This window comes from Amycolatopsis sp. NBC_00355, from assembly GCF_036104975.1.
Lineage (GTDB): Bacteria > Actinomycetota > Actinomycetes > Mycobacteriales > Pseudonocardiaceae > Amycolatopsis.
Map to the genome: position 1 here is coordinate 7,214,786 of NZ_CP107982.1, position 22,852 is coordinate 7,237,637.

Here is a 22,852-nt window from a genome sequence, read left to right on the forward strand (position 1 = left end):
GAACCTCAGGCGTCGGACTCCGGGCGGCCGTCCTCGGCCCACGCGGTGTGGAACGAGCCCTCGCGGTCGACGCGGCGGTACGTGTGCGCCCCGAAGAAGTCGCGCTGGCCCTGCACCAGGGCCGCCGGGAGGCGGTCGGCGCGCAGGCCGTCGTAGTACGCCAGCGCCGTCGAGAAGCCCGGCGTCGGGATGCCCAGCCGCACCGCCGTCGAGATCACCGAGCGCCACGAGTCCTGCGCGTCCTCGACGGCCTTGCGGAAGCCGCCGGAGGTGAGCAGGGTCGGCAGGCCCGGCTCTTCGGCGTAGGCCGCGGTGATGTCGTTGAGGAACTTCGCGCGGATGATGCAGCCACCGCGCCAGATCGAGGCGACCTTGCCGAGGTCGATGTCCCAGCCGTACTCGGTCGCGCCCGCCTGGATCTGGTTGAAGCCCTGCGCGTACGCGACGACCTTCGACGCGTACAGCGCCTGCTCGACGTCGTCGGCGAAGCGCTCCAGCGACGAGCCGGTCAGCGGCGACCGCGCCGGGCCGCCCAGACCGCGAGCGGCCGAACGCAGCGACGTCGAGCCGGACAGCGAACGCGCGAAGACGGCTTCGGCGATGCCCGAGATCGGGACGCCCAGGTCGAGGCCGATCTGCACGGTCCAGCGGCCGGTGCCCTTCTGCTCGGCGGCGTCCGCGACGACGTCGACGAACGGCTTGCCGGACGCCTGGTCGACGTGCGCGAGCACCTGGGCCGTGATCTCGATCAGGTAGGAGTCGAGCCGGCCGGTGTTCCAGGTGCGGAACACGTCGGCGATCTCCGCGGGGGAGTAGCCGCCCGCGCCGCGCAGCAGGTCGAACGACTCCGCGATCAGCTGCATGTCGGCGTACTCGATGCCGTTGTGCACCATCTTGACGAAGTGGCCGGCGCCGTCGGCACCGATGTGCGTGCAGCACGGCTCGCCGTCGACCTTCGCCGAGATGTCCTCGAACAGCGGGCCGAGGGACTCGTAGGACTCCTTCGAGCCGCCGGGCATGATGCTCGGCCCGTGGAGCGCGCCTTCCTCGCCGCCGGAGACGCCGCTGCCGACGAAGTGCAACCCGCGCTCGCGCAGGGCCTTCTCGCGACGCCGGGTGTCGGCGAAGTGCGCGTTGCCGGCGTCGATGATCACGTCGCCGTCTTCCAGCAGCGGCGCGAACTCGTCGATGACGGCGTCCGTCGGGCCGCCGGCCTTGACCATGATCACGACCTGCCGGGGCCGCTCCAGCGCGTCGACGAACTCCTGCGCGGAGTACGCCGGGATGAAGTCGCCCTCGTCGCCGAACTGGTCCACCAGGTTGCGGGTCCGCTCCTCGGACCGGTTGTGCAGGGCCACCGTGTGCCCGTGCCGCGCCAGGTTCCGGGCCAGGTTGCGGCCCATGACCGCCAGGCCGGTGACCCCGATGCTCGCCTTCTTGCTCATCCGCATCCTTCCGAAGACTCTCTCGATTCAGACCCTAGTCCGAACGTGCGCTCAAGGAAGGGCACGAAGACGCGGCTCACTCAGTTCAGGAAAAACAGCGGATCGGCTCGCCGTTGAACGCGACCATGTCCATCACGGCCGCGACCAGGTCGATCTGCGCGCCCCACTCGGCGCCGTCCAGCTCGGCGTACGCCCGGTGCAGGTTGCCCGGCAGCCGCTCCTGCTCGCTGAGCCCGGCGAACTCGCCGAGGTCGGTGTCCTTGGCCAGCTCCAGTGGCCCCAGTCCGGCGGCCTTCCCGCGTTCGGCCGTCCGCTGGACGAAGGCCAGGTAGTCGTCCACTGTGTCCACGACGTCCGGGCCGCACGCCGGGCCGTGCCCGGGCAGGATGACCGACGGCTCCAGCTCCCGGACGACGTCGAGGGCCTTGCGCCAGCCGGCGACCGAGCCCATCAGCGCGAACGGGCTGCCGCCGTTGAACACCAGGTCACCGGCGTAGAGGACACGCTGCTCGGGCAGCCAGACGAGCACGTCGTTGGTCGTGTGGGCCGCGTGACCGGGGTGGATCAGCTCGATCGTGACGTCGCCGGCGTGCACGGTCAGCCGGTCGTCGAAGACGACCTCGGGCGGGCGCGACCGCAGTTCGCCCCAGTCGTTGCCGGTGAAGATGCCGTCGAACGTCTGGATGCCCTCGGCGACCATCAGCTCGCGGGTCTTGCGGTGCCCGATGACCGTGGCGCCCTCGACCAGGTAGTTGCCGTTGGTGTGGTCGCCGTGGTGGTGGGTGTTCACCAGCGTCGTCACCGGGCGGCCGGTGGCGCCTTCGACGGCGGCGAGCAGCGCGCGCGTGCGGCGTTCGGTCGAGCAGGTGTCGATCAGCACGGTGTGGTCACCGGCTGCGACGAACCCGCAGTTGTTGATGTACCAGGAGCCGTCCGGCTGGACGTACCCGTGGACCTGGTCGGCCAGCCGGGTGACGGCGGCAGCGGCGGGAGAACGATCGGTCACGCGCATCAGTCTGCCCGAAACCCGGCTCCGCCGGTTGGCGGAATAATTCGGAATTTCACTGGTCCAGGCGAGTGACAACCCAGGTGGCTGGCGTTCCGCGACATTTCCTGGAACGCTGCGCGATGTCATCATCGAGATCCGCAGGGCAAGCACTAACCTGGGTGGGTTCGATAGTTCGCGTGTGGTGACGGCTCCGGATACGGGCCGTCATCGCTTGATAGTGGTCCGGGAGAGCAGGGCGATGGCCAGCACCGTCACCTCGCGCCGGAAGCAGCTCGGGAACGAGCTCCGGCACGCCCGCACCGCGGCGCGGATGACACAGCAGCAGGTTGCCGAGGTTCTCGGCTGCACCCAGGGCAAGGTCAACAAGATCGAGTCCGGTGCCGTCGGGGTCAAGCTCGGGGATGTGCGATCGATGCTGAACGCGTTCGGGATCAACGGCGAAGAGGCCGACACGCTGATGAACCTGGCGCGCGCGGCCGCCGGGCAGCGCGGCCACTGGTCCGGCTACCGCTCCGTGGTGCCGCACTGGTTCCGCACCTTCACGGACCTGGAACCCGCCGCCGCGGAGATCCTCACCTGGCACGGCGAGCGCATCCCCGGCCCGCTGCAGTCCGAGCACTACATGCTCAAGCAGTTCACCGAGTTCGGCGCCACCGACGTGACGTCGCTGGTGCGCAACCGGCTCGACCGCAAAGCCGTCTTCGAACAGCAGCAGCCGCCGTACTACCGGTTCATCATCAGCGAAGGCGCCCTTCGCCGGGCGCCCGGCGGGTCCGCGCCCGCGGTGATGCTGGACCAGGTCGAGCACCTGCTCTCGCTCGAGCGGCACCCGCGGGTGTACGTCCACGTGCTGCCCTTCGGCGCGCGGCTGGCCGCGGTGCCCAACGACTTCACGATCATGCGCTTCCCGGACCGCACCCGGGACTTCGTCTACATCGAGCACTCCGCGGGCGGGCTGTACCTCGACGACGTCAAGGACTTCAACATCTTCGTCGACTCGTGGGACAGGCTGCGCGGAGCCGCGTTGGAGCGTCAGGAAACCCGCCAGTTCCTCAAGGAGCTCGCGGAGGGTTACCGCGCGCAGATGCAGCAGATCCAATAGGGCGAACGGCCCCGCGAGACGTCCACGTGGTGAACAACTTTCGGTAGAGTGCTGCTGTTGCGCCCGAACCCACCACCGGCTGCGTCATCCGAAGGGGACATCGTGGACCCCGACTTCCTCCCCGGCGCCGTCGACCTGGAACGGCCGAACGTGGCGAGGATCTACGACTGGGCGCTCGGCGGCACCGCGAACTGGGCGGTCGACCGGCAGTACGGCGAGCTGGCGCTGCAGGCGTTCCCGCTGACGCGCGCACTCGCCCGGGGCAACCGCGACTTCCTCGGCCGCGCCGTCCGCTACTGCCTTTCCCAGGGCATCACGCAGTTCCTGGACCTCGGCTCCGGCATCCCGACCGCGGGCAACGTGCACGAGGTGGCCGACGACCACGTCGACGACAGCCGGTGCGTGTACGTCGACAACGAACCGGTGGCCGTCGCGCACGGGCGGATCCTGCTGGGGGAGACCGGTGATCCCGGGCGCCACGCCGTCCTGCACGCCGACCTGCGCGACGCCGAGGAGGTCTGGGAAGCCGCGCTGGCCACCGGCGTGCTCGACCCGGACGAGCCGATCTGCCTGCTCAGCGTGGCCGTGCTGCACTTCCTGCCCGACCCCGGCGGCGTGCGCGAAGCGATCCGCGACTACCGGACGCTGCTCCCGCCGGGCTCGGCGTACGTGCTGTCCCACGCGACCGAATCCGGCGTCACCGGGGCGGAGCTGGACCAGATCCGGCGGCTGGTGAAGCTTTCGGAGCGGTCGAGTTCGCCGGCGGTTTCGCGATCGCTCGACGAGATCGCCGCGTTCTTCGGTACCTTCGACGTCGTCGAGCCGGGAATCGTGCCTGTGGGAGAGTGGCGCCCTGACCCGGCGCCGCCACGGTCCCCCTCGCGAGCGTGGTCGGCGGTGTCGGCCGCAAGCCTGGAGGACGGACAGCATGACGACGCAGGATCCCGAAGCCCCCGAAGGCGTCGACCTCGAGCGGCCGAACGCGGCCCGCATCTACGACTGGTTCCTCGGCGGCGACGCCAACTGGGCCATCGACCGCCAGTTCGGCGAGCAGGCGGTCAAGACCTTCCCGATGATCAAGACGGTCGCCCGCGTCGGCCGGGACTTCCTCGGCCGCGGCGTGCGCTACCTGGCGCGCAACGGGATCGACCAGTTCCTCGACCTCGGCTCCGGCGTCCCGACGGTCGGCAACGTGCACGAGGTCGCGGCGGAGGTGAACCCCGACGCGCGGTGCGTGTACGTCGACAACGAGCCGGTCGCCGTAGCGCACTCGCAGATCCTGCTGGAGCAGGAAGGCGTCGCGAGCCGGCACGCGGTGCTGCAGGGCGACCTGCGCGACCCGGCCGACATCTGGAAGCGCGCGCTCGACACCGGCGTCCTCGACCCGAACCGGCCGATCGGGCTGATCATCGTCGGCGTCCTGTACTTCCTCGGCAAGGACGAGCCGGTGGCCGAGACCATCCAGAAGTACCTGTCGCTGCTGCCGTCGGGCTCGTACTTCCTGTCCTCGCACCTGACCACCGAAGGCCTCGACGCGCTGGCCGACGCGGACAGCCGGGCGTCGGTCGTGGAGCAGTACAACAAGTCCAGCACCCCGCTGTACCTGCGCAGCAAGGCGGAGTTCACGTCGTTCTTCGACGGCTTGGAGCTCGTCGAGCCGGGCATCGTCTACCTGCCGGAGTGGCACCCCGAGGAGATCGAGTCCCGGGCGACGAAGAAGCTCGCGAACGACCCGGCGTTCAGCGGCCACATCTGCGGCCTCGGCCGCAAGCCGTGAGCGTGACGGCCGCCGCCTACGACGCGATGGCCGTCCGGTACGCCGAGTTCGCCCGCGAGGTCTGGGACGCTTCGCCGTTGGACAACGCCGCCCTGGCCGCGTTCGTCGAACACGTGCGTGGCGCCGGGCTCGTCGCCGACCTCGGCTGCGGGCCCGGCCACCTCACGGCGCACCTCCGGGACCGCGGCTTGGACGTCTTCGGCGTCGACTTGTCGCCGGCGATGATCGAGCTGGCCCGGGCGGCCGCGCCCGATCTGCGGTTCGAGGTCGGTTCGATGGCGGCGCTGGACCTCCCGGACGCCTCGCTCGCCGGGATCCTGACGTGGTACTCGATGATCCACAGCCCGCCGGAAGAGGTGCCGGGGTACTTCGCCGAATTCACCCGGACGTTGGCCGCGGGCGGTCACGTTCTGTTGGGCTGCTTCGAATCCGACGGCGATCCGCTGACGGTGTTCGACCACGCGGTCACCCCGGCCTACCGGTGGCCCCTGGACGAACTGGCCGGGCTGGCCCGGGACGCGGGCCTCGTCGAGATGGGGCGCGTCTACCGCGTGCCCGGTGAAGGCGAGCGTTTCCGTCGCGCCGCGCTCCTGCTGCGGAAACCGTAGCCCGACAACGGCAAGAGCCCCGGTTCGTCGTGAACCGGGGCTCCTTCGGTGTGGTGGTGGGGCTCAGTCAGGCGCGCGAGCCGATGCGACCGCGCAGCAGCGGGGTCAGGTCGATCGCGGTCTCCAGCGGGCGCGTCGTGCGGACACCGTCGGAGGGGCGGGCCGGGACGTCGACGTCCGTGGCCCAGGTCGTGGTCTTGCGCAGCGGTGCCTGGATCAGGCTGAAACCGAACCGGTTCCGCAGCTCATCCGCGATGCCGAGGCGACCGTGGTGGTCTTCCTCACGACGGAAGAGCGAGTTCAAGCGGACGGCCATCGTCTACACCCCCAGCTCTCGTCGCGGTGACCGGGCGGGTTCGCCCGTGGTCAGTCCGAGACAGGGTTCACAAGGCATGCCGACCCCGGGGGCCAGCCATTCGAGATCGGTGCGGGAAAGCGCTTCCCCGCATTGGGTACGGACCAGCTCACTCGTGGCCGCGGTGGCCGCCACGTCGAAGACGTGGACCACCCGGCGGGCCTCACCGGCGGTTCCCCTGGCGAGCCTGCCCACGACGACGACGCCCGGTGGCGCACTGTCCTCGGTAATCACGCTGGTCCTCCCCCATGAGGTACTGCGAAGGTGGATGGTGTGCTGTGCGCGGCCGGCGCGGCGATCCTGCCGCCCGCCGCATGCGGGTTGTCGTTCACCGACAGCGCCGCCCCCGGCCGATGCGATTAATCCTACTCCTGGAATAATCTTCATGTCGAGGCCGGAGCTAGTTGATCACCCGCTTGGCCCTGCACTCTGCTCCATTGAGACACTGAGTAGCCGGGAGCGGGTACCTTCGACCAGGTCGCGGCCGCGCCCCCCATCGATCCACGGAGGTACGACCCATGGCGGATTATCCGTCGTTCGCGGATTACGATCCGAGCACGGCCGTGTCCCTGTTCGAAGAGGCCGCGTGGGAGAAATCGTTCGCCAGCGAGCCCAACGGTGGCAGCTGTGTCGAGGTCAACCTGGGTCGGGAAGGCCTGATCGGCGTCCGGGACACCAAGCTCTCGACCAGCCCGGTCTTCGTGTTCGACGCCGCCGAGTGGGAAGCGTTCCTGGTCGCCGTAAAGGCGGGGCAGTTCGACCTGCCCGCCTGACGTATCCCTTGACCGGGTGATCATGATCACCCGTTCGTGTAGGAAAAACACGAAGGCCCCCTTCCCTCTTGCAGAGAAGGAGGCCTTCGCCACGGCGTGGATACCCGTGACTGCGGTATGTGACCGAAATCTCACCCGATTGCCGGGAGCTCCCCACCCCGCAACCGGCCGCGGGTCCGGCGCCACGCCAGCACGACGATCACCACGAGCCCGATCAGCGGGAGCGTGCTGATCGCCCAGCTCAGTCCCATCGGCGGCCCCGGCTGCTCGAGCACCGGCAGCGCGCGCAGCTCGCCGGTGCCGGACCCGGCCGGCCCGTTCACCACGAACCGGAACGTCCAGTCGCCCGGGCGCGGCATCGAGCGGACGTCGAGCCCCCAGACCTCGCGCTTGCGCGGGTGCCGGACCAGCGGCTGGATCCGGTTCTTGCCACCCTCCGGGTTGATCATCGTGAGCGTGCCGGACTTGTCGTCGATCCCGCCGTCGGGGATGAAGGTGAAGTCCAGCGACTGCTCGGCGCGCAGCGGCCAGGTGCTGAAGCCGATGGTCATCGCGTACGGGCCGGCCTGCACGTGCTCGGTGTGCACGATGTTGACGGGCTCGTACGCGTTCGCCGGTGCTTCGGTGGCGAACAGCAGCCCGGCCACGGCGGCCAAAGCCAGAAGTGCCTTACGCATCAGCGGTTTCCCCCCTTCTTCGCGGGCGCCAGCAGGCAGAGCATCCCGCCGAACCGCCACCCGGCGAACCCGCCGAGCAGCCCCAGTGCCGCGCTGAGCACGGCGGTCGTCGTCAGGTACCAGACCGGCGGCACGTGCGCGCCGGTGTAGAGCATGGCCCGCTGCAGCGGCAGGCTCAGCCCGATCAGCAGGCCGGCGACCCCGCCGACGACCACCGAAACGCGGCCCGCGCGCCAGCCGCGGCGACGGCCGAGCAGGTAGCCCGCCTCCATCAGCGCGGCCACCGGCAGCAACGCCATCGGCGTCAGCGACGGCATTTCCGGCACCCCGGAAATCGCGTCCCGCAGCGGCAGGCCGACGAGGTCGGCGTACGCCTTCGCCGCCCACGGCGAGAACCACCAGAAGACCGCCTGCACGGCCGCGACCAGTGCCGCGGTGCCGAGCGCCCCGCCCGGGCGGCGCAGGAACCCGGCGCCGACCGTCACCAGCAGCACGGCCATCATCGAGCAGCCGATCGAGACGGCGTCGGCGTAGTCGTCCGGCACCTGCTGCAACCCGAGCGCCAGCACCGGCCCGAAGGTGAGCAGCACGGTGAGCGACGCCAGTACGCCGAGCCGCCCCCAGCGGTGTTCCCGGGCCGCGGCGAACACCGCGGTCGTGCCGATCAGCGAGATCGTGATCGACAGCAGCAGCCCGATGTGCGGTGGCGAGTCGATGACCGCGTCGAAGCCGTAAAGGCCGTGCCACCACTGGTCCCAGAGGCCGTACAGCAGGAACGTCGCGGCGCCGACGCCGGAGACCAGGTAGCCGATCGGCGCCGCGAAGGTCTTGCCGAACACGTTGACCACGCGCCCGCCGACCCGGGCGTCGACCGGCCGGCCCGCGCGCCGCGCCGCCGTCGTCAGCAGCACGACGGCGAGGCTCGCCAGGCCGACGACCGCGCTGCCCGCGTACAGGAACAGGTGCGGCAGCGTGAAGAACGTGTCCGGCCCGACGTCGCTGTGCCACTGGATGTCCCAGGTCAACCCGACCAGCGACAACAGTGAACCGCCGAGCACGACGTTCGCCGGCAGCAACCCCGTTCGCGCCTGTTTCGCCACCGACGCGGTGTGCACGCCGGATGCGGTGAGATCCATTTCCCCCGACCTTTCTTTATTTGACCAGCAACGGAAAGACGACCTGCGCGGGCCCGCCGGGGCCGCGCAGCGAAACGGTGATCTCCCACTGCCCGGACATCGGCAGCCCGACGTCCGCGGCGCGGAAGCGGCCGGGCCCGTCCGGCCCGGCGGGTACCGGCGTGAGCGCGTGGCCCATCTGCGCCATCACCGGCGCGACGGTGACGGCTTCGGGCGCCGGCCCGGTCACCGCGACCGCGAACGTGTTGCCGCCGATGCGCGGCTCGTCCGCGAAGAACTGGACGGTGTACGGGCCGGAAGTCGCTTGCTGTGTAGTGGGTTTCGCGCCGCTGCCGCCCCAGAGCAGCCAGGCGGCGCCGGCCGCGACGACCAGCGCGACCACGGTGATCAGCAACGTCGGGCGTTTCATCGGGCGGCTCCTGTCGTCGGGACGTCGACCACCGCGGGGATGGTGAGCACGTGGTAACCGCGTTCGGCCTGCAGCCAGATCCGGTACCGGCCGGGCGCGGCGAAGGTGTAGGTGTAGCTGACGTCCGGGCCGTACGCGGCGACGGTCTCGTCCGGCCGGTCGAGCTGGCCCGCGACCGGCGGGATCATGGCGTGGACGTGCGCCCACGTCGGTGCTTTCGCCGCGCCCGCGCCGACGTCCGGGCCGGTGATCGGCCCGGCGACGATGAGGTGGCCGAGCATGCCCAGCCACGGCTGCAGGTCGCCGGCGGGGAAGTGCGCGGTGACGGTGGTCGGCGTGCCGGGTGAGATCGTGAGGTCGACCGGGACGCCGTCGATCGTGCGCGGGCCGGCGCCGGGCGGTTCGGACGCGGGTGCGGCGGTGCCGCTCAGGTCCACTGTGGACCGGGCGAGTTGGACGCCGCCGCCGCGCCGCACGAGTTCCGCGGCCACCGCGTACGTGCCCGCCTCGGGATCGGCGACGCGGACGCGGTAGTCACCGGGCCCGACGCGCACCGGGTGCAGGTGGCTCATCCGCCCGGACGGCGAGACGACGACCAGGTGCACGAGCGCGTTGTCGTGGATGAGCAGGTCATCGACCGGCCGGCCGGTGGCGCCGTCGGTGAAGCCGAGCTGGAGCCCGTCGGGCGCCGGGCGCACCGCGAGGTTCACCGGCGGCCGCGAGTAGTCCACTGTGGACAGTCGCGCGTTCGCGTACGGGTCGGTGACGTTGTCGAACGTCGGGTCGAGCTGGCTGCCGGGCGCGGGTGGCGGGGGAGAGCTCGCCGACAGCAACGCGCCGGTGACCGCGACGGCGAGGGCGGCGACCAGACCACCGGCCGGGATCAGCGCGAACGCCGTCCGCCGCGCCCGGACCCCGACGACCAGCGCGAGCAGCAGGAACACACCCGCCGCGACGAACCCGCCGTAGGTCGCCTTCTCCCACGGCGGGACGACGCGCGCGGGCACGACGAACGGGATCGTCGCGGCCGGCCCGGAGCCGTCGCTCAGCGAAAGCTGCCACGGCCCGGGTTTGCCGACCTGCAGGGTCCCCGGGTACATCCCCGGCTCGGCGCCGAGGACGACGTCACCCCGCGACGTCACGACCCCGTCGGCCGCGGCGGTCAGGTGCAGCGTGCCGGGCGCGGTGCCCTGATGCGTCACGACGTCGACCCGCAGCGGCGACGGTGTCGTGTCGACCCGCCGGATGATCACGGTCAGTTCGCGCGCGCCGAGCGTCTGCGCCACCTGGATGTCGGTGCCGGCCGGCGCGCCGTCGGCGTGCGCGGTCCCCGTGCCGAGCGTGATCCCCAGCAAGGCCAGCAGGAACAGCAAAGTCGCTTTAGGTGTGGTCCCCATCGTGGTCCCGAACCTAGCGACGCGGCGGGGTGGCGGGCGTCACGGCGGCGAGGGAACTTCGGTCCCCAGCCCGGGGGACAAGCACCCCCTGAAGTCTCAGGGGTTGAAGAATTTTCGCAGGTGGGAGACGACTTCGCCGGGCTGCTCCTCGGGGAGGAAGTGGCCGCATTCGGCCAGCGCCACGCCGGTGACGTCGTTCGCGTACTCCCGCCAGATGTCCAGCGTCGGCAGCGTGCCGAGCAGGCCGTTCGCGCCCCAGAGCGCGAGAACCGGCTGGCCGAGCCGGTTTCCGGCGGCGAAGTCGGCGTCGTCGAGCTCGGCGTCGTCCGGGAAGGACGCGCGGTAGTCGTCGAACCCGGCCCGCAGCGCGCCGGGCTGGGAGAACGCGCGGACGTACTCGGCGACGGCGTCCGGGTCGAGGCTGTGCCGCTGGTAGGTCCAGCGTTCGTAGAAGTACCCGAGGTAGCCGGCGATGTTCTGGCCGGCCAGCAGTTCCGGCAGGTCGGGCTGGAGGTGGAAGAGCCAGTGCCAGTAAGCCTTCGCGACGCCGGTGTCGAGGCGCTGCCACATCGCGCGGGTCGGCGCGATGTCGAGCACGGCGAGACGTTCGACCTGGTCCGGGCGGTCCAGCGCCCAGCGGTGCGCGACACGGCCGCCGCGATCGTGCCCGGCGACGGCGACTTTTCCGAATCCCAGGTGCTCGGCCAGCGCGGCGACGTCGGCGGCCATGGTGCGCTTGTCGTAGCCGTGGCGGGGTTTGTCGGTGCGGCCGTAACCGCGCAGGTCGGGGGCGATCACGGTGTGCGTCTCGGCCAGCGGCTCGAGGACCTTGTGCCAGCAGTGCGACGTCTGCGGCCAGCCGTGCAGCAGGAACAGCGGCGGCCCGTCGCCGGCGCGCAGGTAGTGCATCCGCAGGTCGTTCACCGTCGCCATGCTCTCTAACCGGTTCATGCGGTTAGACGGTACGCGGGCTTCTAACCGCATTCAAGGGTTAGGATGGCGTCATGGAATGGGTCTTCGACGGCGGTCGCCCGTGCCTGGACCTGGTCAACACGCGGCGCGCCCGGCACACCGAGGGCGTCGAGCTGCTGACCGGCCCGGACGCGCTGGCCGAGTGGCTCGCCCTGGCCGGCTTCACAACGGGCTCGGTCACGGCCGGAAACGTCCTGGCGGCAAAAGCGCTGCGCGAGGCCACGGACCGCGTCCTGCTCACCGAGCTGCCCAGGTGGAGGGACGTCGACCTGCTGAACACCACGGCCGCCGCGGCCCCGGCCCCACCCGCACGGCTGGCGTTCGGCGACGGCGGCCTGCGTCGCGAAGTCCCGGCGCCGCCGGACCCGGTGGCGGCGGCGTTCGCGGCCCTGGCCGCGGATGCCATCGACCTGGCGACAAGCGACGCCTCGATCCGCATCTGCGCAGCCGACGACTGCGGCCTGCGCTTTTCCGACGCATCCCCCCAGCGCAACCGCCAGTGGTGCTCGATGTCCCGCTGTGGAAACCGCGCCAAAGCCCGCGCCCACTACGCCCGACTCCGCCCCCACACCCCCTGACGCCCCAAACGCATCTTTCCCTGTGAAAGCTCGCCAGAGACCGAGAGCGTCACTTTCGCTATGAAAAGAGACCGAGGGCGTCACTTTCGCTATGAAAGATGCGTGTTGGGGCGTGCGCCGGGGCCGTTGTGGCGGATCAGGAGGCGGTAGGCGCGGGGGTGGGCGCGGAACCAGACGTTGAGCTTGCCGATCCAGCGCATGTGCGCCGTCCGCAGCCACGCCGGGATCGGCAGGCTCACGAGCCGTACCCACCGAGCGAATCGCGCGAAGCGGCGCTGGTCGGCGGCTGTCCACTGGAGACCGAGACGGGCGCGGAGCTCCGGTGGCAGCGTGGCCCGGAGCAGGAACATCTGCGCCCGGGCGTGCAGCCGCCACCACGAGTCCGGCAGCCACCGGACCGGTTTGCGCACGGTCCGGATGGTCTCGAAGAGCGCGGTGATCGTCGGATTCGGCGCGAAGGTCGCGACCATCTCGTCGTAGTAGCGCTCGAACGCGGCCCAGTCCGGCGGCAGGTCCTGCTCGCGCACGCCGAGCAGCCGGCCGATGTCGCACATCTGCGCGTAGTACTCCTCCAACTCCGAAGTGGACAGTGGACGGCCGAAGAACCGTTGCGCGTCAACGGGAACCTTCACCAAAGTCGCGTGCACCCAGGCATACGCGGCGGGGTTCAAAGCGCTGTACCGGCGTCCGTCGGTGACGCCGGTGAAGCCGCGGTGCAGCTCCCGCAGCCGTGTCGCCTCGACCCGCGCGCCCGCCGGGCCGCCGTAGACGTAGATCGAGAGCGACGCGCCCGTGCGCATCAGGCGCGTCCAGGGATCCGCGGCGTAGTCCGAGTGGTCGCGCACGCCGGCCGCGACGACCGGGTGCGCCACCTGCAGCACCAGGACCTGCCCGGCCAGCAGTCCGTCGCGGAAGTCGCCGAAGTACTTCCACGCCGCCGTGCCCCGGACGATGTCCCGTGCCATCAAGCCCCGCGGATCAGCATCATCAGCGGCTCGGCGATCGGGGTCGCGGTGTCGCCGGTGGCCAGGCGGCGCAGCTGCAGCCCGGCGATCAGCGCGACGACCGGCCCGGCCAGCCGCCGCGGCTCCGGCACACCCAGCGCTTCGAGGATCGTCACGGCGAGTTCGTCGTACGCCGCGAAGCAGCGCGAAGACGCTTCGTGCAGCTCCGGGTCCCGCGCGGACTGGAGGTACAGCTCGTGCGCGCCGAGCTCGTCGGCGCCGAACGGCAGCTGCGCGATCACGTGCTCGACGACCGAGGCCGCCTGCTCGAGGCTCAGGCCGTCCGCGCGGTAGCCGTCGACGATCGCGCCGAGCTTGCTCGTCTCCTGCTCGGCGAACAGCAGCATCGCCTCGCGCAGCAGCGCCGTCTGGCTGGCGAAGTGGTAGGTGAGCGTGCCGAGCGAAACTCCGGCGGCGGCCACGATCCGGCGGTTCGTGAGGCCGCCGACGCCGTGTTCGCCGACGACGCTCAGCGCGCCGCGCAGGATGGCGTCCCGGGTGCTTACCAGCTTGTCTCGGGATGCCGCTCCGGCCACCGTTCGACCTCTTCCAGTTGCGCGGCAAGGGAAATCAGCCGCTCCTCGGCGTGCGACGGGCCGAGCAGCTGCGCCCCGAGCGGGAGCCCGCCGGCCGTGCGCCCGGCCGGGACGCCGACCCCCGGCCAGCCCAGCACGTTCCACGGCCAAGCGTACGGGCAGGCGGCGATCATGGCCTGGTCGGTCTGCCAGGCGGAGAGGCCGTCGAAGGTGCCGATCGGCGGCGGCGGGGTCGCGGTCGTCGGGGTCAGCAGGACGTCGACGCGGCCGAACACCGAGCCGATCCGGCGGTGCAGCCCCGGCTCGAGCGCGCGGGCGAGCCGCAGCGCGGGCCCGGCGAGCAGCCGGCCCTGGCCGGCGTTGCTGCGGGTACGCGGATCGAGGCCGGTGCGGTCGGGCACCCGCAGCGTCCAGTCGCGGACGCCGGTGAGCGAGCGCGGCAGGAAGGTCAGGCCGATCAGCCCGTAGTCCGGTTCGATCTCGACGATCTCGTGGCCCAGCCCGGCGAGCGACTCGGCGAGGCGCCGTACGTTCGCTTCGACGACCGGGTCGAGCCGGGTCTTGGTGGCGGTGAACGGGATCCGCGTCGACAGCCCGATCCGCAGCCGCCCGGGCTCGCGCGTCGCGGCCCTCTGGAACGTCCGGCCGGTGCCCGCGGTGGCGTCGAGCAGCAGGGCGGCGTCTTCGACGGTGCGGGCGAGCGGGCCGAGCACGGTCAGGCCGTGGAACAGCTCGCCGTCGGTGGGGATGCGGCCGCGCTGGGTCTTGATCCCGACGAGCCCGGTCCACGCGGCGGGGATGCGCACCGAGCCGGCGCCGTCCGAGCCGAGCGCGGCCGCGATGACCCCCGACGCCACCGCGGCCGCGCTCCCGCCCGAGGACCCGCCGGGCGTGTGCCCGAGGTCCCACGGGTTGCGTGTGGTCCCGAAGGCCGGCCCTTCGGTGAACGGCCACTGGCCCAGCTCGGGTGTGTTGGTCTTGCCGATGATCACGGCGCCCGCTTCGCGCAGGAGGGCGACGGCGGGGGCGTCCCGCGTGGCGGCCGGGAACTCGCCGGGGCAGCCGAACGCGGTGGGCAGGCCGGTGAGGTCGACGTCGTCCTTGATCGCGACGGGGACCCCGAGCAGCGGCGGGCGTTCCCCGGCCGCGAGCCGCCGATCGGCTTCGGCGGCGTCGGCGAGGGCGTCGTCGTCGCGGAGGTAGCGGAACGCGTTGAGCGTGGGCTGGCTCGCGTGGGCCCGGCCGAGAGCGGCCGCGGTCAGTTCGGCCGAGGTCACGGCGCCGGCGGCGAGCTGGGCGGCCTGCACGGCGAGCCCGGTGAAGTCGAGGCCGGTCTTCGGTGTCGCGGTCATGGCTGCCCCCGAGAGTTCTCGTTCGTTCGAACGAACGCTACCGGATACCGACGGTCTCCGGCCACTCCCGCTTTACTGTGGGTGGACAACCGAGCCTGGAGGGCCGATGACGTTCGACTTCGACCGATTCCCGACCGCCGCGCTGGACGCCGTGCCGCGCGTCGACCTGGGCGGTTGGCCGACGCCGTTGCACGCGGCGCCCAGGCTCGGCGAGGCGCTCGGCCTGCCGAACCTCCTGCTCAAGCGCGACGACGTGCACCCGCTCGGCGCCGGCGGCAACAAACTCCGCAAGCTCGAGTACCACCTCGGTGCCGCGCTCGAAGCCGGCGCGGACACCGTCATCACCTTCGGCGCCCTGCAGACCAACCACGGCCGTCAGACCGCCGCGGCGTGCGCGAAGCTCGGCCTGCGCTGCGAACTCGTCCTCACCGCGAAGGTCCCGCGCGACGGCGACGCGTACGAGCGCGGCGGGAACATCGTGCTCGGCAAGCTCTTCGGCGCGAACGTCCACGTCTGCGCCGACGGCGAGGAGACCGGCCGGACGTACGACCGGCTCGTCGCCGAAGCCGCGCAAGAAGGCCGGAAGATCGCCATGGTCCCGGTCGGCGGCTCGAACGACCTCGGCGCGCTCGGGTACGTCCGGGCCACTCACGAACTCGCGACCCAGCTCGCCGACCGCGGTATCGACCGCGCCCACCTCGTCGTTCCGCACGCCAGCGGCGGCACCGCGGCCGGGGTGGCGCTGGCCGCCGGGCTGCTCGGCGGCCTCGGCGTCGGCGTCGCCTGCGTCAGCCACCCGCTCGACGAGGCCACGGCGAACCTGCGCGAACTCACCTCCGGCGCGGCGAAGCTGCTCGGCGTCGAACCGCCGTCGCTCGACCACGTCCGGCTGGGCGACTCCACGCTCGGCCCCGGTTACGGCATCCCGACCGACGCGGTGTGGGACGCGCTAAGGCTTTTCGGGCGCACGGAAGGCGTCGTGCTCGATCCGGTCTACAGCGGCAAAGTGGCCGCCGCGCTGGTCGAGTGGGCGGGCCACTTCGCCCCGGACGACCACGTGGTGTTCCTGCACACCGGCGGCATGCCCGGCCTGTACGGCTACCTGCCCGAATTCGCGGCGGCCGTCGAAGGCTGACTCCAGCCGGGTCGCCACCCGCAGCAAGGCGAACAGCAGCACGACGTCCGCGAGCAGCAGCGCCCGCTGCGTGACGCCGATCGGCACGACGTCCGAGAGCTCGTGGAACGGCGCGATCCCGGCTTCGCTCAGCCGCACGAACACGAAGCTGAGGGCGAAGAGACCGAACGCGACCGCGGACAGTCGCAGCGCGCGGACGACGGAGACCCGCTCCGGCCGGCCCTTCAGCGGCTCCAGCAGCGTGAACGCCGCGCCGGGCAGGCTGCAGAACGCGACCAGGCACGCGTAGAGGTGGATCTCGCCGCTCACCGGGTCCGGCGCCGCCGGGTAGCTCGCCGGGAACACCGCGGCGGCGGCCATCCCGAGCGACCAGAGCGCCAGCAGCAGCCGCGTCGTCCGCGAGAGCGGCACGCCGGCGGCGTGCAGCGCGCCGAGCACCGCCAGCGAGCCGATGGCCAGCGACAGCACACTCGCCGCGAGCATGCCTTCGCCCCGGTCGGTGACGGTGTAGCTCGACAAGGTGTCGTACACCGGGTCGTGCGAACTGATGATGTGCAGCACCACGGCCGTGAAGAGACCCCACCCGATCGCACCCAGCGCCACGAGCCGCCACGGTCTCGTGCGCTTCCCCTGTTCCGTCCCCATGCCGTCCAGGGTCCCGAAGAACCGGACGGCCGTGATCCGGGAAGACCCTGAACTACCCCCGGATCAAACCCTGGAACAGGCCGCGAAGTCGACGAGGACGAGCGCCTGGTCGTCGTGGCGCTTCGGCCGCGGCCAGCGCTCGCCGTCCGGGTCCTGCTTCTCCGCGGTGCGGACGGCGTCCAGCACCGCGTCCGGTCCCTTGGCGCGAGTGGTGGCCAGGACGCCGCGCCAGTCGAACAGCGTGTACTGGTCGACGCCGATGGACACGCCGTCGCTGGCCAGCAGGACGGCGTCGACGTCGGTCCGTCGCCAGCTGCGCCGGACCGAGTGCGCGGCGGCGCCCGGATCGGCTTCGGCGACCCAGAAGCCGTCGTGGGCGTTGCGCCGGCGCCGGACGTCGGCGCCGGTCTGGAGCATCCCGCGCCGCCGGAGGCCGGCGAGCCGGTCGTCCGAGACGACGTCGACGCCCTCGGTGCCGAAGTCCTCGGAGTCGCCGAAGCCGATCACCGGGCTGTCGGCCAGTACCAGCGCGTCGACGCGGTCGTCGAGCCAGCGCACGGCCGCGACGGTGCTCGACGGCGACCGCTGCGGGCGTAGCTCGTTCTCCGCCGTGACGACGGCGATCGCGGTGGTCAGGACGTCGGTCAGGTCGGCTTCGGGCGCGGTGCGCAGGTCGTCGGCGAGCCGCCGGGCCAGCCGTTCCGCGTACCAGCCGCCCGGGGGCAGCGAGGGGTCCGGCGAGGTGGCGCCGTCGAGGAGCAGAACCGCGTTGTCCAGCACGACGACGTGGTCTTCGGTCGGGCGGGGGAGGCCGTCGGCGCCCACCCCGGCCCGCTCGGCGATCACGATCTCGGGCATGGCCTCGACTGTACGTCGCCGGGCGGGGTCCTCGCGTCGAATCTGTCAACTCTGGTTGACAGGCTCAAGGTGTCAACGTAGGTTGACAGCATGACGGAAGCGACGGACCTGGCCGCCCGGGCCGGCGACCGCGATCCCCGGGTGGGATTGCGTGCGGTCGCCGCGCTCCGGCGGCTGGTGGAACAACTGGAGGCCGTGCAGGTCCGCAGTGCGCGGATGCACGGCTGGTCGTGGCAGGAGATCGCCGCCGAGCTGGGGGTCAGCCGGCAGGCCGTGCACAAGAAGTACGGGAGGCACTGATGTTCGAGAGGTTCACCGAAGCCGCGCGGATGGCCGTCGTCGAGGCGCAGATCGTGGCGCGGGAGTCCGGTTCGGTGGAGATCGCGCCGCCGCACCTGCTCGCCGGGCTGCTGAAGGCGGACGTCCCGTTGCTCACCGAGCTGGGCATCGCCACCGAGGACGTCGCCGCGGAGCTGGAGCGCACCCGGCGCCGTGGCGGGGTCAGCGACGCCGACGCCGAGGCGCTCACCGAGTTCGGCATCGACGTCGCGCAGATCGTCGAGCGGGTCGAGCAGACCCACGGCGAGGGCGCGCTGGCCGGCCGGCTCGGCCCGGCCAAGCGCGGGCACATCCCGTTCACCGCCCAGTCGAAGAAGACCCTCGAACTGAGCCTCAAGGAGGCCGTCCGGCTGGGGGACAAGCACCTGGGGCAGGAGCACATCCTGCTGGCGCTGGCCCAGCAGCGCGGCACCGATGACGTCCTGGCGCGCCGCGGGGCCGACTACCTGACGCTGCGAAGGATCGTGCAGCGGCGCAAGGCCGGTTAGCGCACGGGCTCCTGCTCTTCGCGCTGCGGTTCGCGCCACACGACGAAGGGCAGCAGGAGCTGGGTCAGCGGGCCGATCGCGAGGGCGTAGAGCACGGTGCCGACCCCGACGGTCCCGCCGAGCAGCCAGCCCGCGGCGACCACGGTGATCTCGATGCCGGTCCGCACCAGCCGGACCGACCAGCCGGTGCGCCCGGCGAGCCCGGTCATCAGGCCGTCGCGGGGGCCCGGCCCGAGCCGGGCGCCGACGTAGGTGGCGGTCGCGACGGCGTTCAGCGCGACCCCGCCGACCAGGAGCGTGATCTGCCAGCCGAGCTCGTGCTGGTCCGGGAGCACCGCCCGGACCAGGTCGACCACCACCGAGATGACGACGACGTTCGCGATGGTGCCGATCCCGGGCCGCTGGCGCAGCGGGATCCACAGCAGGAGCACGGCCACCGAGACCACGCCGGTCACGGTGCCGAACGTGAGGCCGGTGCGGTTCATCACGCCCTCGGCCAGCACGCTCCACGGTTCCAGGCCGAGCCGGGCCCTGGTGACCAGGGCGACGCTGGCGCCGTAGAGGGCGAGGCCCGCGAGCAGCTGAAAGCTGCGGCGGGCGGGGTCACGGGAGATCCGGACGGGCCGGAGATCGATCTGAGCCACATGACCACTATCGCCGTCAAGTGGTCTTGTAAACCATAGCCAATTCCAGGATATTGGTCTGATGGAACCCGTGGTCCCCCTGGGTGGACGGATCTCTGGCCCGCGACTGGCCGTCATGCTGGGCTCGTGGCGGCAAGGCTCCCGGCAGGGCGCGGCCGACCTCGCCGCCGCGATCGAGCTGCAGGTGCTCGACGGCCAGCTCCCGCTCGGCACCCGGCTGCCCGCCGAGCGCGAGCTGGCCGACGCGCTCGGCGCCAGCCGGACGCTGATCGGCGGAGCGCTGGACCGGTTGCGGGACAACGGGTTCGTCGCCAGCCGCCGCGGCGCGGGCTCGTGGATCGCCGCGCCCGGACGGCGCCGCCGCGAGCCGCTCGTGCCGGCCGGCGACGACCTGATCGACTTCACCCACGCGTCCTCGCCGGCCATCCCGGGGATGATCGGGGCGGTCGACGTCGCCCGCCGCGAGCTCCTCGGCCACCTGGGGGGCCACGGCTACCAGGAGCGGGGCCTGCTCGGCCTGCGCGAGAAGATCGCCCAGCGTTACACCGAACGCGGCCTGCCGACGACGCCCGCGCAGGTCATGGTCACCAACGGCGCGCACCACGCGTTCGTGCTGGCCCTGCGCATGCTCGCGGGCCCCGGCGACCGGGTGCTGGTGGAGCAGCCGACCTACCCGAACGCGCTGGAGGCGATCCGTGCCGCGCACGGGATCCCGGTGCCGGTGGCGCTCGACCCGACCGGCGAACGCGGCTGGGACATCGCCGGCGTCGACGCGGCGCTGCGCCAGGCGTCACCGCGGTTCGCGTACCTCGTGGTCGACTTCCAGAACCCGACCGGCCTGCGGCTGGACGCCGAAGGCCGCGAACGGCTCGGCGCGGTCCTCATCCGCGCGCGGACGCCGGTGGTGGTGGACGAGACGCTGGTGGAGCTGGACCTCGAGGGTGATCCGCTGGACGGCCCGCCGCCGCTGGCCGCGTTCGCCGGCGACCTGGCGATCAGCGTCGGCTCGGCGTCGAAGTCGCACTGGGGCGGGCTGCGCCTCGGCTGGATGCGCGCGTCGGAGGACCTGCTCGGCCGCCTGGTTTCGGCGCGCTACGCGGTGGACCTCGGGTCGCCGGTGTTCGAGCAGGTGGTGTTCACCGAGCTGCTGGGCGACGAGGGCTGGGCGGCGCTGGGACGCCGGCGCGAGGAGCTGCGCGGCAACCGCGACGCCCTGGCCGCGGCGGTGCGCAGGCACCTGCCGGACTGGACGTTCACCCTGCCCAAGGGCGGCCTGTCGCTGTGGTGCCGGATGCCGGAGCCGGTGAGCTCGCGGCTGGCGGTGGCGGCCGCGGGGCACGGCATCCAGGTCGCGCCGGGCTCGCGCTTCGGCGTCCACGGCGGCCTCGAGCGCTGGATCCGCCTGCCGTTTTCGCTGCCACCGGCGCGGATCGACGAAGCCGTCCGCCGGCTGAGCGCGGCGGCGGCCGCCGTTCAGGGCACCCCGCGTTCGCTGGACGTCCCGATCTCCTGAGAAAGAACAGACCGGTGCGCCGGATGCGAGCCTGCTCCCAGGGATGGGCGGCGTTCGTGTGCATCCGGCGCACCGGTCTGTTTCCACCACCCGCGGCGGTACGTGACTCCGCTGCGGGTACCGCGGCTTCCCGGCACAGCCCCTCGACGTGCCGGGAAGCCGGCGGCTCAGGCGGGCTCTCGGTAAAGCGAGTCCCTGCTCGGCGCGGTGAGCAGGAACTCCCGGAGCACGCCCGGTGTGGGTCCCGGCGTCGCAGGGGCAGTGCGACGCCGGGACCGGGATCCGACCCGGCCGGGCGCGGTCGGCCGGTCGGAAAGACTGTGGTTGCTGCGCATGGGTCGCCCCTGGGGTACGTCGGACGCGGCAAGGCGTCACGAGACGTGAAAGAGTCACGGATTACGTACTTGAGCTGGGGAAATGTCACGCGTGAACGGCGTGGACGTCCGTCAAGATGATCTTGTTTCGGACACAGTTGTCCCCGGCTGCCCGGTCGGGTGTCAGTCGGGGGAGGTGGTGGGCAGGGCGGCTTCGCGCCCCGCGCCGTCGACGTCGTGGTCCCGGCTGGCTCCGATGAGCTTCAGCTGCGTGGTGGTCACGTCGTCGGTGTGCAGTGCGAACTGCGGGCGGGCGCCGCCGGAGCCGTCGTGGCCCGGGGCGGCGCTGGTGGCCGGCGCGCTCGGCGCCGAGGTGCCACCGGGGAGGCCGGGGGTGGAGTCGCCGCCGCCGTTGCGAGCGTGGACGCCGGAATCGCGCGGCCGCTCCTGGACGGCGTGCACCGTGTTCTGCACCTCGACCAGGTGCACCACGGCGTACCGGGTGCCGGTCGAGGTTTCGGTCGTCGCGGCCGGGGTCGTGGCGGGCGCGGTTCCGACGGTGGCGGCGGCTGGCGCCGTCACCTGCGTGACGGCCCCGCTCACGACGTCGGGCACGGTCGCCGTGACGCCGCCGGCGTTCGACCCGCCGTTGAGCAGCGGATCCAGCACATCGTCGAGGGGGAGCAGCACCGGCGCGTCCGGGTTGTCCGCGGGCGGCTGGGTCAGCGGCGCGAGCACCGTGTGGCTGAGGGTGTCGGTGACGGTGGCGACGGTGTGCGTGACCGCGCCGACCGTGTTCGTGACGGTGGTGAGCGTCCCGCCGACGACGTTGAGGACACCGCCGACGAGCCCGCCGAGCAGGTCGGCGGACGACGTCGTGGCCTTGGCCGCCGGCGCTTCGTCGGTCTGGACGTCCTTCGTGGACTGTTGCTTCGCGCTGACCTTCGCCAGGCTCTGCTTCTCGACGGTCTTCGTCTCGGCGGCCGGCGTCTCGTCCGTCGGTGTTTCGGCTGTCTTCGTCGCGTCGCCGGTCGTCGCGCTGTCCTCGGTCGCCGGCTGCTGCGCGCAGGTGGCGGCGCCGGTCTCGCGGCGGCTCGTGCGGTGGTGGCCGTGCCTGCCGTGCTCCACAGTGGACGTTTTCGACGCCGCGGAGTGGGACGTCGTGGCCTGCGGGCAGGTCGCCGCCTCGGCGGCGGACGCGGTGTTCCCGGTCAGTGCGGCGCCGAGCAGCCAGCCGGCCAGCGTCAGCCCGCCGGCGAGCAGGATCCGGGCCGCGGGCCGGGGCAGCGCCGACGCCCACGGACGCGGTGCGCGCGTAGGCGAAGGGGTTTCACCGACGGTGAGCGCGGGCCGTGGCGCGGCGCCGGGGCGCACGAATGCCGTGCTGCTCATCGCCACCACCACCGTCCGCGCCTGAAGCTCTCGCGATGCACGCTCGAGTCTGATTCTTGCTGGGTCTTTCTCCGGCCAGGTCGCAGATCCCCCGGGGGCTGCACTCTTTCTAGCACCGCTCGGGAGTCTTTCATCTCTCCCGCGTTCTATCCAGCCCGTAAGGCGGAACGGCCCTACCGGGCAAGGTATCTACGGCCGACGAGTTGATCACTCTCAGTGCCGTTCGGACGCCTCTCTGCGGCCATTCGGACGAGTGTCACTGGTGGGCCCATCCGGCGTTGACCTGATGTTTTCGCGGGGCGGGTCGCGGACCGTGCCGGACCGGTCGCGCTCGGTGCGTGTTCGCTTATTTCGATGGACCGATCAGCATGTTTCCGAATCGTGAGCCTCTAGG

The 22,852-nt window shown here is 71.9% G+C and carries 23 protein-coding genes and 2 pseudogenes; 10 read left to right on the forward strand and 15 right to left on the reverse strand.

The window, feature by feature from the left end; translation table 11 throughout:
• Window positions 1–5: 5 nt before the first annotated feature.
• Together gndA and OHS18_RS33000 are read right to left on the reverse strand one after the other, a co-directional pair.
• A complete protein-coding gene (gndA, locus tag OHS18_RS32995) occupies window positions 6–1,445 on the reverse strand; it encodes an NADP-dependent phosphogluconate dehydrogenase (RefSeq protein WP_328445996.1) in 1,440 nt (479 codons plus the stop codon).
• An 85-nt stretch (window positions 1,446–1,530) separates the two neighbouring features.
• Window positions 1,531–2,451, reverse strand: coding sequence for an MBL fold metallo-hydrolase (locus OHS18_RS33000; RefSeq protein ID WP_328613481.1), 921 nt, complete (start codon window positions 2,449–2,451; stop codon window positions 1,531–1,533).
• Between the two features lie 241 nt (window positions 2,452–2,692).
• Between OHS18_RS33000 and OHS18_RS33005 the strand changes: the two genes are divergently transcribed.
• The 4 genes and pseudogenes from OHS18_RS33005 (at window position 2,693) to OHS18_RS33020 (ending at window position 5,941) form a co-directional block, all read left to right on the forward strand.
• Window positions 2,693–3,556, forward strand: coding sequence for a helix-turn-helix domain-containing protein (locus OHS18_RS33005; RefSeq protein WP_328445992.1), 864 nt, complete (start codon window positions 2,693–2,695; stop codon window positions 3,554–3,556).
• Between the two features lie 150 nt (window positions 3,557–3,706).
• Window positions 3,707–4,384: pseudogene (locus tag OHS18_RS33010) on the forward strand (SAM-dependent methyltransferase); the annotation flags it as partial.
• 100 nt (window positions 4,385–4,484) lie between these two features.
• Window positions 4,485–5,333 (forward strand): SAM-dependent methyltransferase, encoded by an 849-nt coding sequence (locus OHS18_RS33015; RefSeq protein WP_328445989.1) that lies wholly within the window; start codon window positions 4,485–4,487, stop codon window positions 5,331–5,333.
• A 2-nt stretch (window positions 5,334–5,335) separates the two neighbouring features.
• Window positions 5,336–5,941 (forward strand): class I SAM-dependent DNA methyltransferase, encoded by a 606-nt coding sequence (locus tag OHS18_RS33020; protein WP_328459108.1) that lies wholly within the window; start codon window positions 5,336–5,338, stop codon window positions 5,939–5,941.
• Window positions 5,942–6,008: 67 nt separating this feature from the next.
• Here OHS18_RS33020 and OHS18_RS33025 read toward each other — a convergent pair whose 3' ends face one another.
• A complete protein-coding gene (locus tag OHS18_RS33025; protein ID WP_328445987.1) occupies window positions 6,009–6,257 on the reverse strand; it encodes a hypothetical protein in 249 nt (82 codons plus the stop codon).
• Window positions 6,258–6,814: 557 nt separating this feature from the next.
• On the opposite strand from OHS18_RS33025, the gene OHS18_RS33030 reads away from it, so the two are divergent.
• On the forward strand, window positions 6,815–7,069 hold the full coding sequence (locus tag OHS18_RS33030; protein ID WP_328445985.1) for a DUF397 domain-containing protein: 255 nt from the start codon (window positions 6,815–6,817) through the stop codon (window positions 7,067–7,069).
• Between the two features lie 131 nt (window positions 7,070–7,200).
• On the opposite strand, the gene OHS18_RS33035 is transcribed toward OHS18_RS33030, so the two are convergent.
• From OHS18_RS33035 to OHS18_RS33055, 5 genes are all read right to left on the reverse strand, one after another.
• Complete coding sequence (locus tag OHS18_RS33035; protein WP_328613482.1) at window positions 7,201–7,746, reverse strand: hypothetical protein; 546 nt, start codon at window positions 7,744–7,746, stop codon at window positions 7,201–7,203.
• The gene (locus tag OHS18_RS33040; protein ID WP_328613483.1) at window positions 7,746–8,882 is read right to left on the reverse strand and encodes a hypothetical protein; all 1,137 of its coding nucleotides are present in this window, start codon (window positions 8,880–8,882) and stop codon (window positions 7,746–7,748) included. The genes OHS18_RS33035 and OHS18_RS33040 overlap by 1 nt, the downstream gene beginning before the upstream one ends.
• Before the next feature lie 16 nt (window positions 8,883–8,898).
• Window positions 8,899–9,291 (reverse strand): FixH family protein, encoded by a 393-nt coding sequence (locus OHS18_RS33045; RefSeq protein ID WP_328613484.1) that lies wholly within the window; start codon window positions 9,289–9,291, stop codon window positions 8,899–8,901.
• The gene (locus OHS18_RS33050; protein ID WP_328613485.1) at window positions 9,288–10,688 is read right to left on the reverse strand and encodes a hypothetical protein; all 1,401 of its coding nucleotides are present in this window, start codon (window positions 10,686–10,688) and stop codon (window positions 9,288–9,290) included. Before OHS18_RS33050 ends, OHS18_RS33045 begins: the two co-directional genes overlap by 4 nt.
• A gap of 96 nt (window positions 10,689–10,784) precedes the next feature.
• Window positions 10,785–11,639, reverse strand: coding sequence for an alpha/beta fold hydrolase (locus tag OHS18_RS33055; protein ID WP_328613486.1), 855 nt, complete (start codon window positions 11,637–11,639; stop codon window positions 10,785–10,787).
• 53 nt (window positions 11,640–11,692) lie between these two features.
• On the opposite strand from OHS18_RS33055, the gene OHS18_RS33060 reads away from it, so the two are divergent.
• A complete protein-coding gene (locus OHS18_RS33060) occupies window positions 11,693–12,238 on the forward strand; it encodes a CGNR zinc finger domain-containing protein (RefSeq protein WP_328613487.1) in 546 nt (181 codons plus the stop codon).
• A gap of 89 nt (window positions 12,239–12,327) precedes the next feature.
• Here OHS18_RS33060 and OHS18_RS33065 read toward each other — a convergent pair whose 3' ends face one another.
• From OHS18_RS33065 to OHS18_RS33075, 3 genes are read right to left on the reverse strand one after another with little or no spacing between them, the layout of a single operon-like run.
• Window positions 12,328–13,203 (reverse strand): oxygenase MpaB family protein, encoded by an 876-nt coding sequence (locus OHS18_RS33065; RefSeq protein WP_328613488.1) that lies wholly within the window; start codon window positions 13,201–13,203, stop codon window positions 12,328–12,330.
• Window positions 13,203–13,778 (reverse strand): TetR/AcrR family transcriptional regulator, encoded by a 576-nt coding sequence (locus tag OHS18_RS33070; RefSeq protein WP_328613489.1) that lies wholly within the window; start codon window positions 13,776–13,778, stop codon window positions 13,203–13,205. The genes OHS18_RS33065 and OHS18_RS33070 overlap by 1 nt, the downstream gene beginning before the upstream one ends.
• A complete protein-coding gene (locus tag OHS18_RS33075) occupies window positions 13,745–15,130 on the reverse strand; it encodes an amidase (protein WP_328613490.1) in 1,386 nt (461 codons plus the stop codon). Before OHS18_RS33075 ends, OHS18_RS33070 begins: the two co-directional genes overlap by 34 nt.
• Before the next feature lie 106 nt (window positions 15,131–15,236).
• Here OHS18_RS33075 and OHS18_RS33080 point away from each other — a divergent pair, with 106 nt between their 5' ends.
• Window positions 15,237–16,265 (forward strand): D-cysteine desulfhydrase family protein, encoded by a 1,029-nt coding sequence (locus tag OHS18_RS33080; protein WP_328613491.1) that lies wholly within the window; start codon window positions 15,237–15,239, stop codon window positions 16,263–16,265.
• 81 nt (window positions 16,266–16,346) lie between these two features.
• Here the strand turns inward: OHS18_RS33080 and OHS18_RS33085 are convergent.
• Window positions 16,347–16,910: pseudogene (locus OHS18_RS33085) on the reverse strand (DUF998 domain-containing protein); the annotation flags it as partial.
• A 63-nt stretch (window positions 16,911–16,973) separates the two neighbouring features.
• Complete coding sequence (locus tag OHS18_RS33090; protein ID WP_328613492.1) at window positions 16,974–17,768, reverse strand: hypothetical protein; 795 nt, start codon at window positions 17,766–17,768, stop codon at window positions 16,974–16,976.
• A 90-nt stretch (window positions 17,769–17,858) separates the two neighbouring features.
• Between OHS18_RS33090 and OHS18_RS33095 the strand changes: the two genes are divergently transcribed.
• The gene (locus tag OHS18_RS33095; RefSeq protein ID WP_328445963.1) at window positions 17,859–18,068 is read left to right on the forward strand and encodes an ECF-type sigma factor; all 210 of its coding nucleotides are present in this window, start codon (window positions 17,859–17,861) and stop codon (window positions 18,066–18,068) included.
• Window positions 18,068–18,595, forward strand: a complete 528-nt coding sequence (locus OHS18_RS33100; protein ID WP_328613493.1) for a Clp protease N-terminal domain-containing protein — start codon at window positions 18,068–18,070, stop codon at window positions 18,593–18,595. Before OHS18_RS33095 ends, OHS18_RS33100 begins: the two co-directional genes overlap by 1 nt.
• Here the strand turns inward: OHS18_RS33100 and yczE are convergent.
• Complete coding sequence (yczE, locus tag OHS18_RS33105; protein WP_328613494.1) at window positions 18,592–19,239, reverse strand: membrane protein YczE; 648 nt, start codon at window positions 19,237–19,239, stop codon at window positions 18,592–18,594. The two genes, OHS18_RS33100 and yczE, sit on opposite strands and share 4 nt — an antisense overlap.
• Before the next feature lie 61 nt (window positions 19,240–19,300).
• Here yczE and yczR point away from each other — a divergent pair, with 61 nt between their 5' ends.
• A complete protein-coding gene (yczR, locus tag OHS18_RS33110; protein WP_328613495.1) occupies window positions 19,301–20,752 on the forward strand; it encodes a MocR-like transcription factor YczR in 1,452 nt (483 codons plus the stop codon).
• A gap of 497 nt (window positions 20,753–21,249) precedes the next feature.
• Here yczR and OHS18_RS33115 read toward each other — a convergent pair whose 3' ends face one another.
• Window positions 21,250–22,458: a hypothetical protein gene (locus OHS18_RS33115; RefSeq protein WP_328613496.1), complete on the reverse strand. Its 1,209-nt coding sequence runs from the start codon at window positions 22,456–22,458 to the stop codon at window positions 21,250–21,252.
• Window positions 22,459–22,852: the final 394 nt, after the last annotated feature.

Bases quoted from the DNA above. Each gene is read 5' to 3' on its own strand.
- OHS18_RS33075 (WP_328613490.1), bottom strand. From the start codon at position 15,130: ATGACCGCGACACCGAAGACCGGCCTCGACTTCACCGGGCTCGCCGTG.
- OHS18_RS33055 (WP_328613486.1), bottom strand. From the start codon at position 11,639: ATGAACCGGTTAGAGAGCATGGCGACGGTGAACGACCTGCGGATGCAC.
- OHS18_RS33080 (WP_328613491.1), top strand. From the start codon at position 15,237: ATGACGTTCGACTTCGACCGATTCCCGACCGCCGCGCTGGACGCCGTG.
- OHS18_RS33115 (WP_328613496.1), bottom strand. From the start codon at position 22,458: ATGAGCAGCACGGCATTCGTGCGCCCCGGCGCCGCGCCACGGCCCGCG.
- OHS18_RS33065 (WP_328613488.1), bottom strand. From the start codon at position 13,203: ATGGCACGGGACATCGTCCGGGGCACGGCGGCGTGGAAGTACTTCGGC.
- OHS18_RS33060 (WP_328613487.1), top strand. From the start codon at position 11,693: ATGGAATGGGTCTTCGACGGCGGTCGCCCGTGCCTGGACCTGGTCAAC.
- OHS18_RS33050 (WP_328613485.1), bottom strand. From the start codon at position 10,688: ATGGGGACCACACCTAAAGCGACTTTGCTGTTCCTGCTGGCCTTGCTG.
- OHS18_RS33095 (WP_328445963.1), top strand. From the start codon at position 17,859: ATGACGGAAGCGACGGACCTGGCCGCCCGGGCCGGCGACCGCGATCCC.
- OHS18_RS33015 (WP_328445989.1), top strand. From the start codon at position 4,485: ATGACGACGCAGGATCCCGAAGCCCCCGAAGGCGTCGACCTCGAGCGG.
- gndA (WP_328445996.1), bottom strand. From the start codon at position 1,445: ATGAGCAAGAAGGCGAGCATCGGGGTCACCGGCCTGGCGGTCATGGGC.
- OHS18_RS33045 (WP_328613484.1), bottom strand. From the start codon at position 9,291: ATGAAACGCCCGACGTTGCTGATCACCGTGGTCGCGCTGGTCGTCGCG.
- OHS18_RS33035 (WP_328613482.1), bottom strand. From the start codon at position 7,746: ATGCGTAAGGCACTTCTGGCTTTGGCCGCCGTGGCCGGGCTGCTGTTC.
- OHS18_RS33030 (WP_328445985.1), top strand. From the start codon at position 6,815: ATGGCGGATTATCCGTCGTTCGCGGATTACGATCCGAGCACGGCCGTG.
- yczR (WP_328613495.1), top strand. From the start codon at position 19,301: ATGGAACCCGTGGTCCCCCTGGGTGGACGGATCTCTGGCCCGCGACTG.
- OHS18_RS33005 (WP_328445992.1), top strand. From the start codon at position 2,693: ATGGCCAGCACCGTCACCTCGCGCCGGAAGCAGCTCGGGAACGAGCTC.
- OHS18_RS33040 (WP_328613483.1), bottom strand. From the start codon at position 8,882: ATGGATCTCACCGCATCCGGCGTGCACACCGCGTCGGTGGCGAAACAG.
- OHS18_RS33090 (WP_328613492.1), bottom strand. From the start codon at position 17,768: ATGCCCGAGATCGTGATCGCCGAGCGGGCCGGGGTGGGCGCCGACGGC.
- OHS18_RS33100 (WP_328613493.1), top strand. From the start codon at position 18,068: ATGTTCGAGAGGTTCACCGAAGCCGCGCGGATGGCCGTCGTCGAGGCG.
- OHS18_RS33025 (WP_328445987.1), bottom strand. From the start codon at position 6,257: ATGGCCGTCCGCTTGAACTCGCTCTTCCGTCGTGAGGAAGACCACCAC.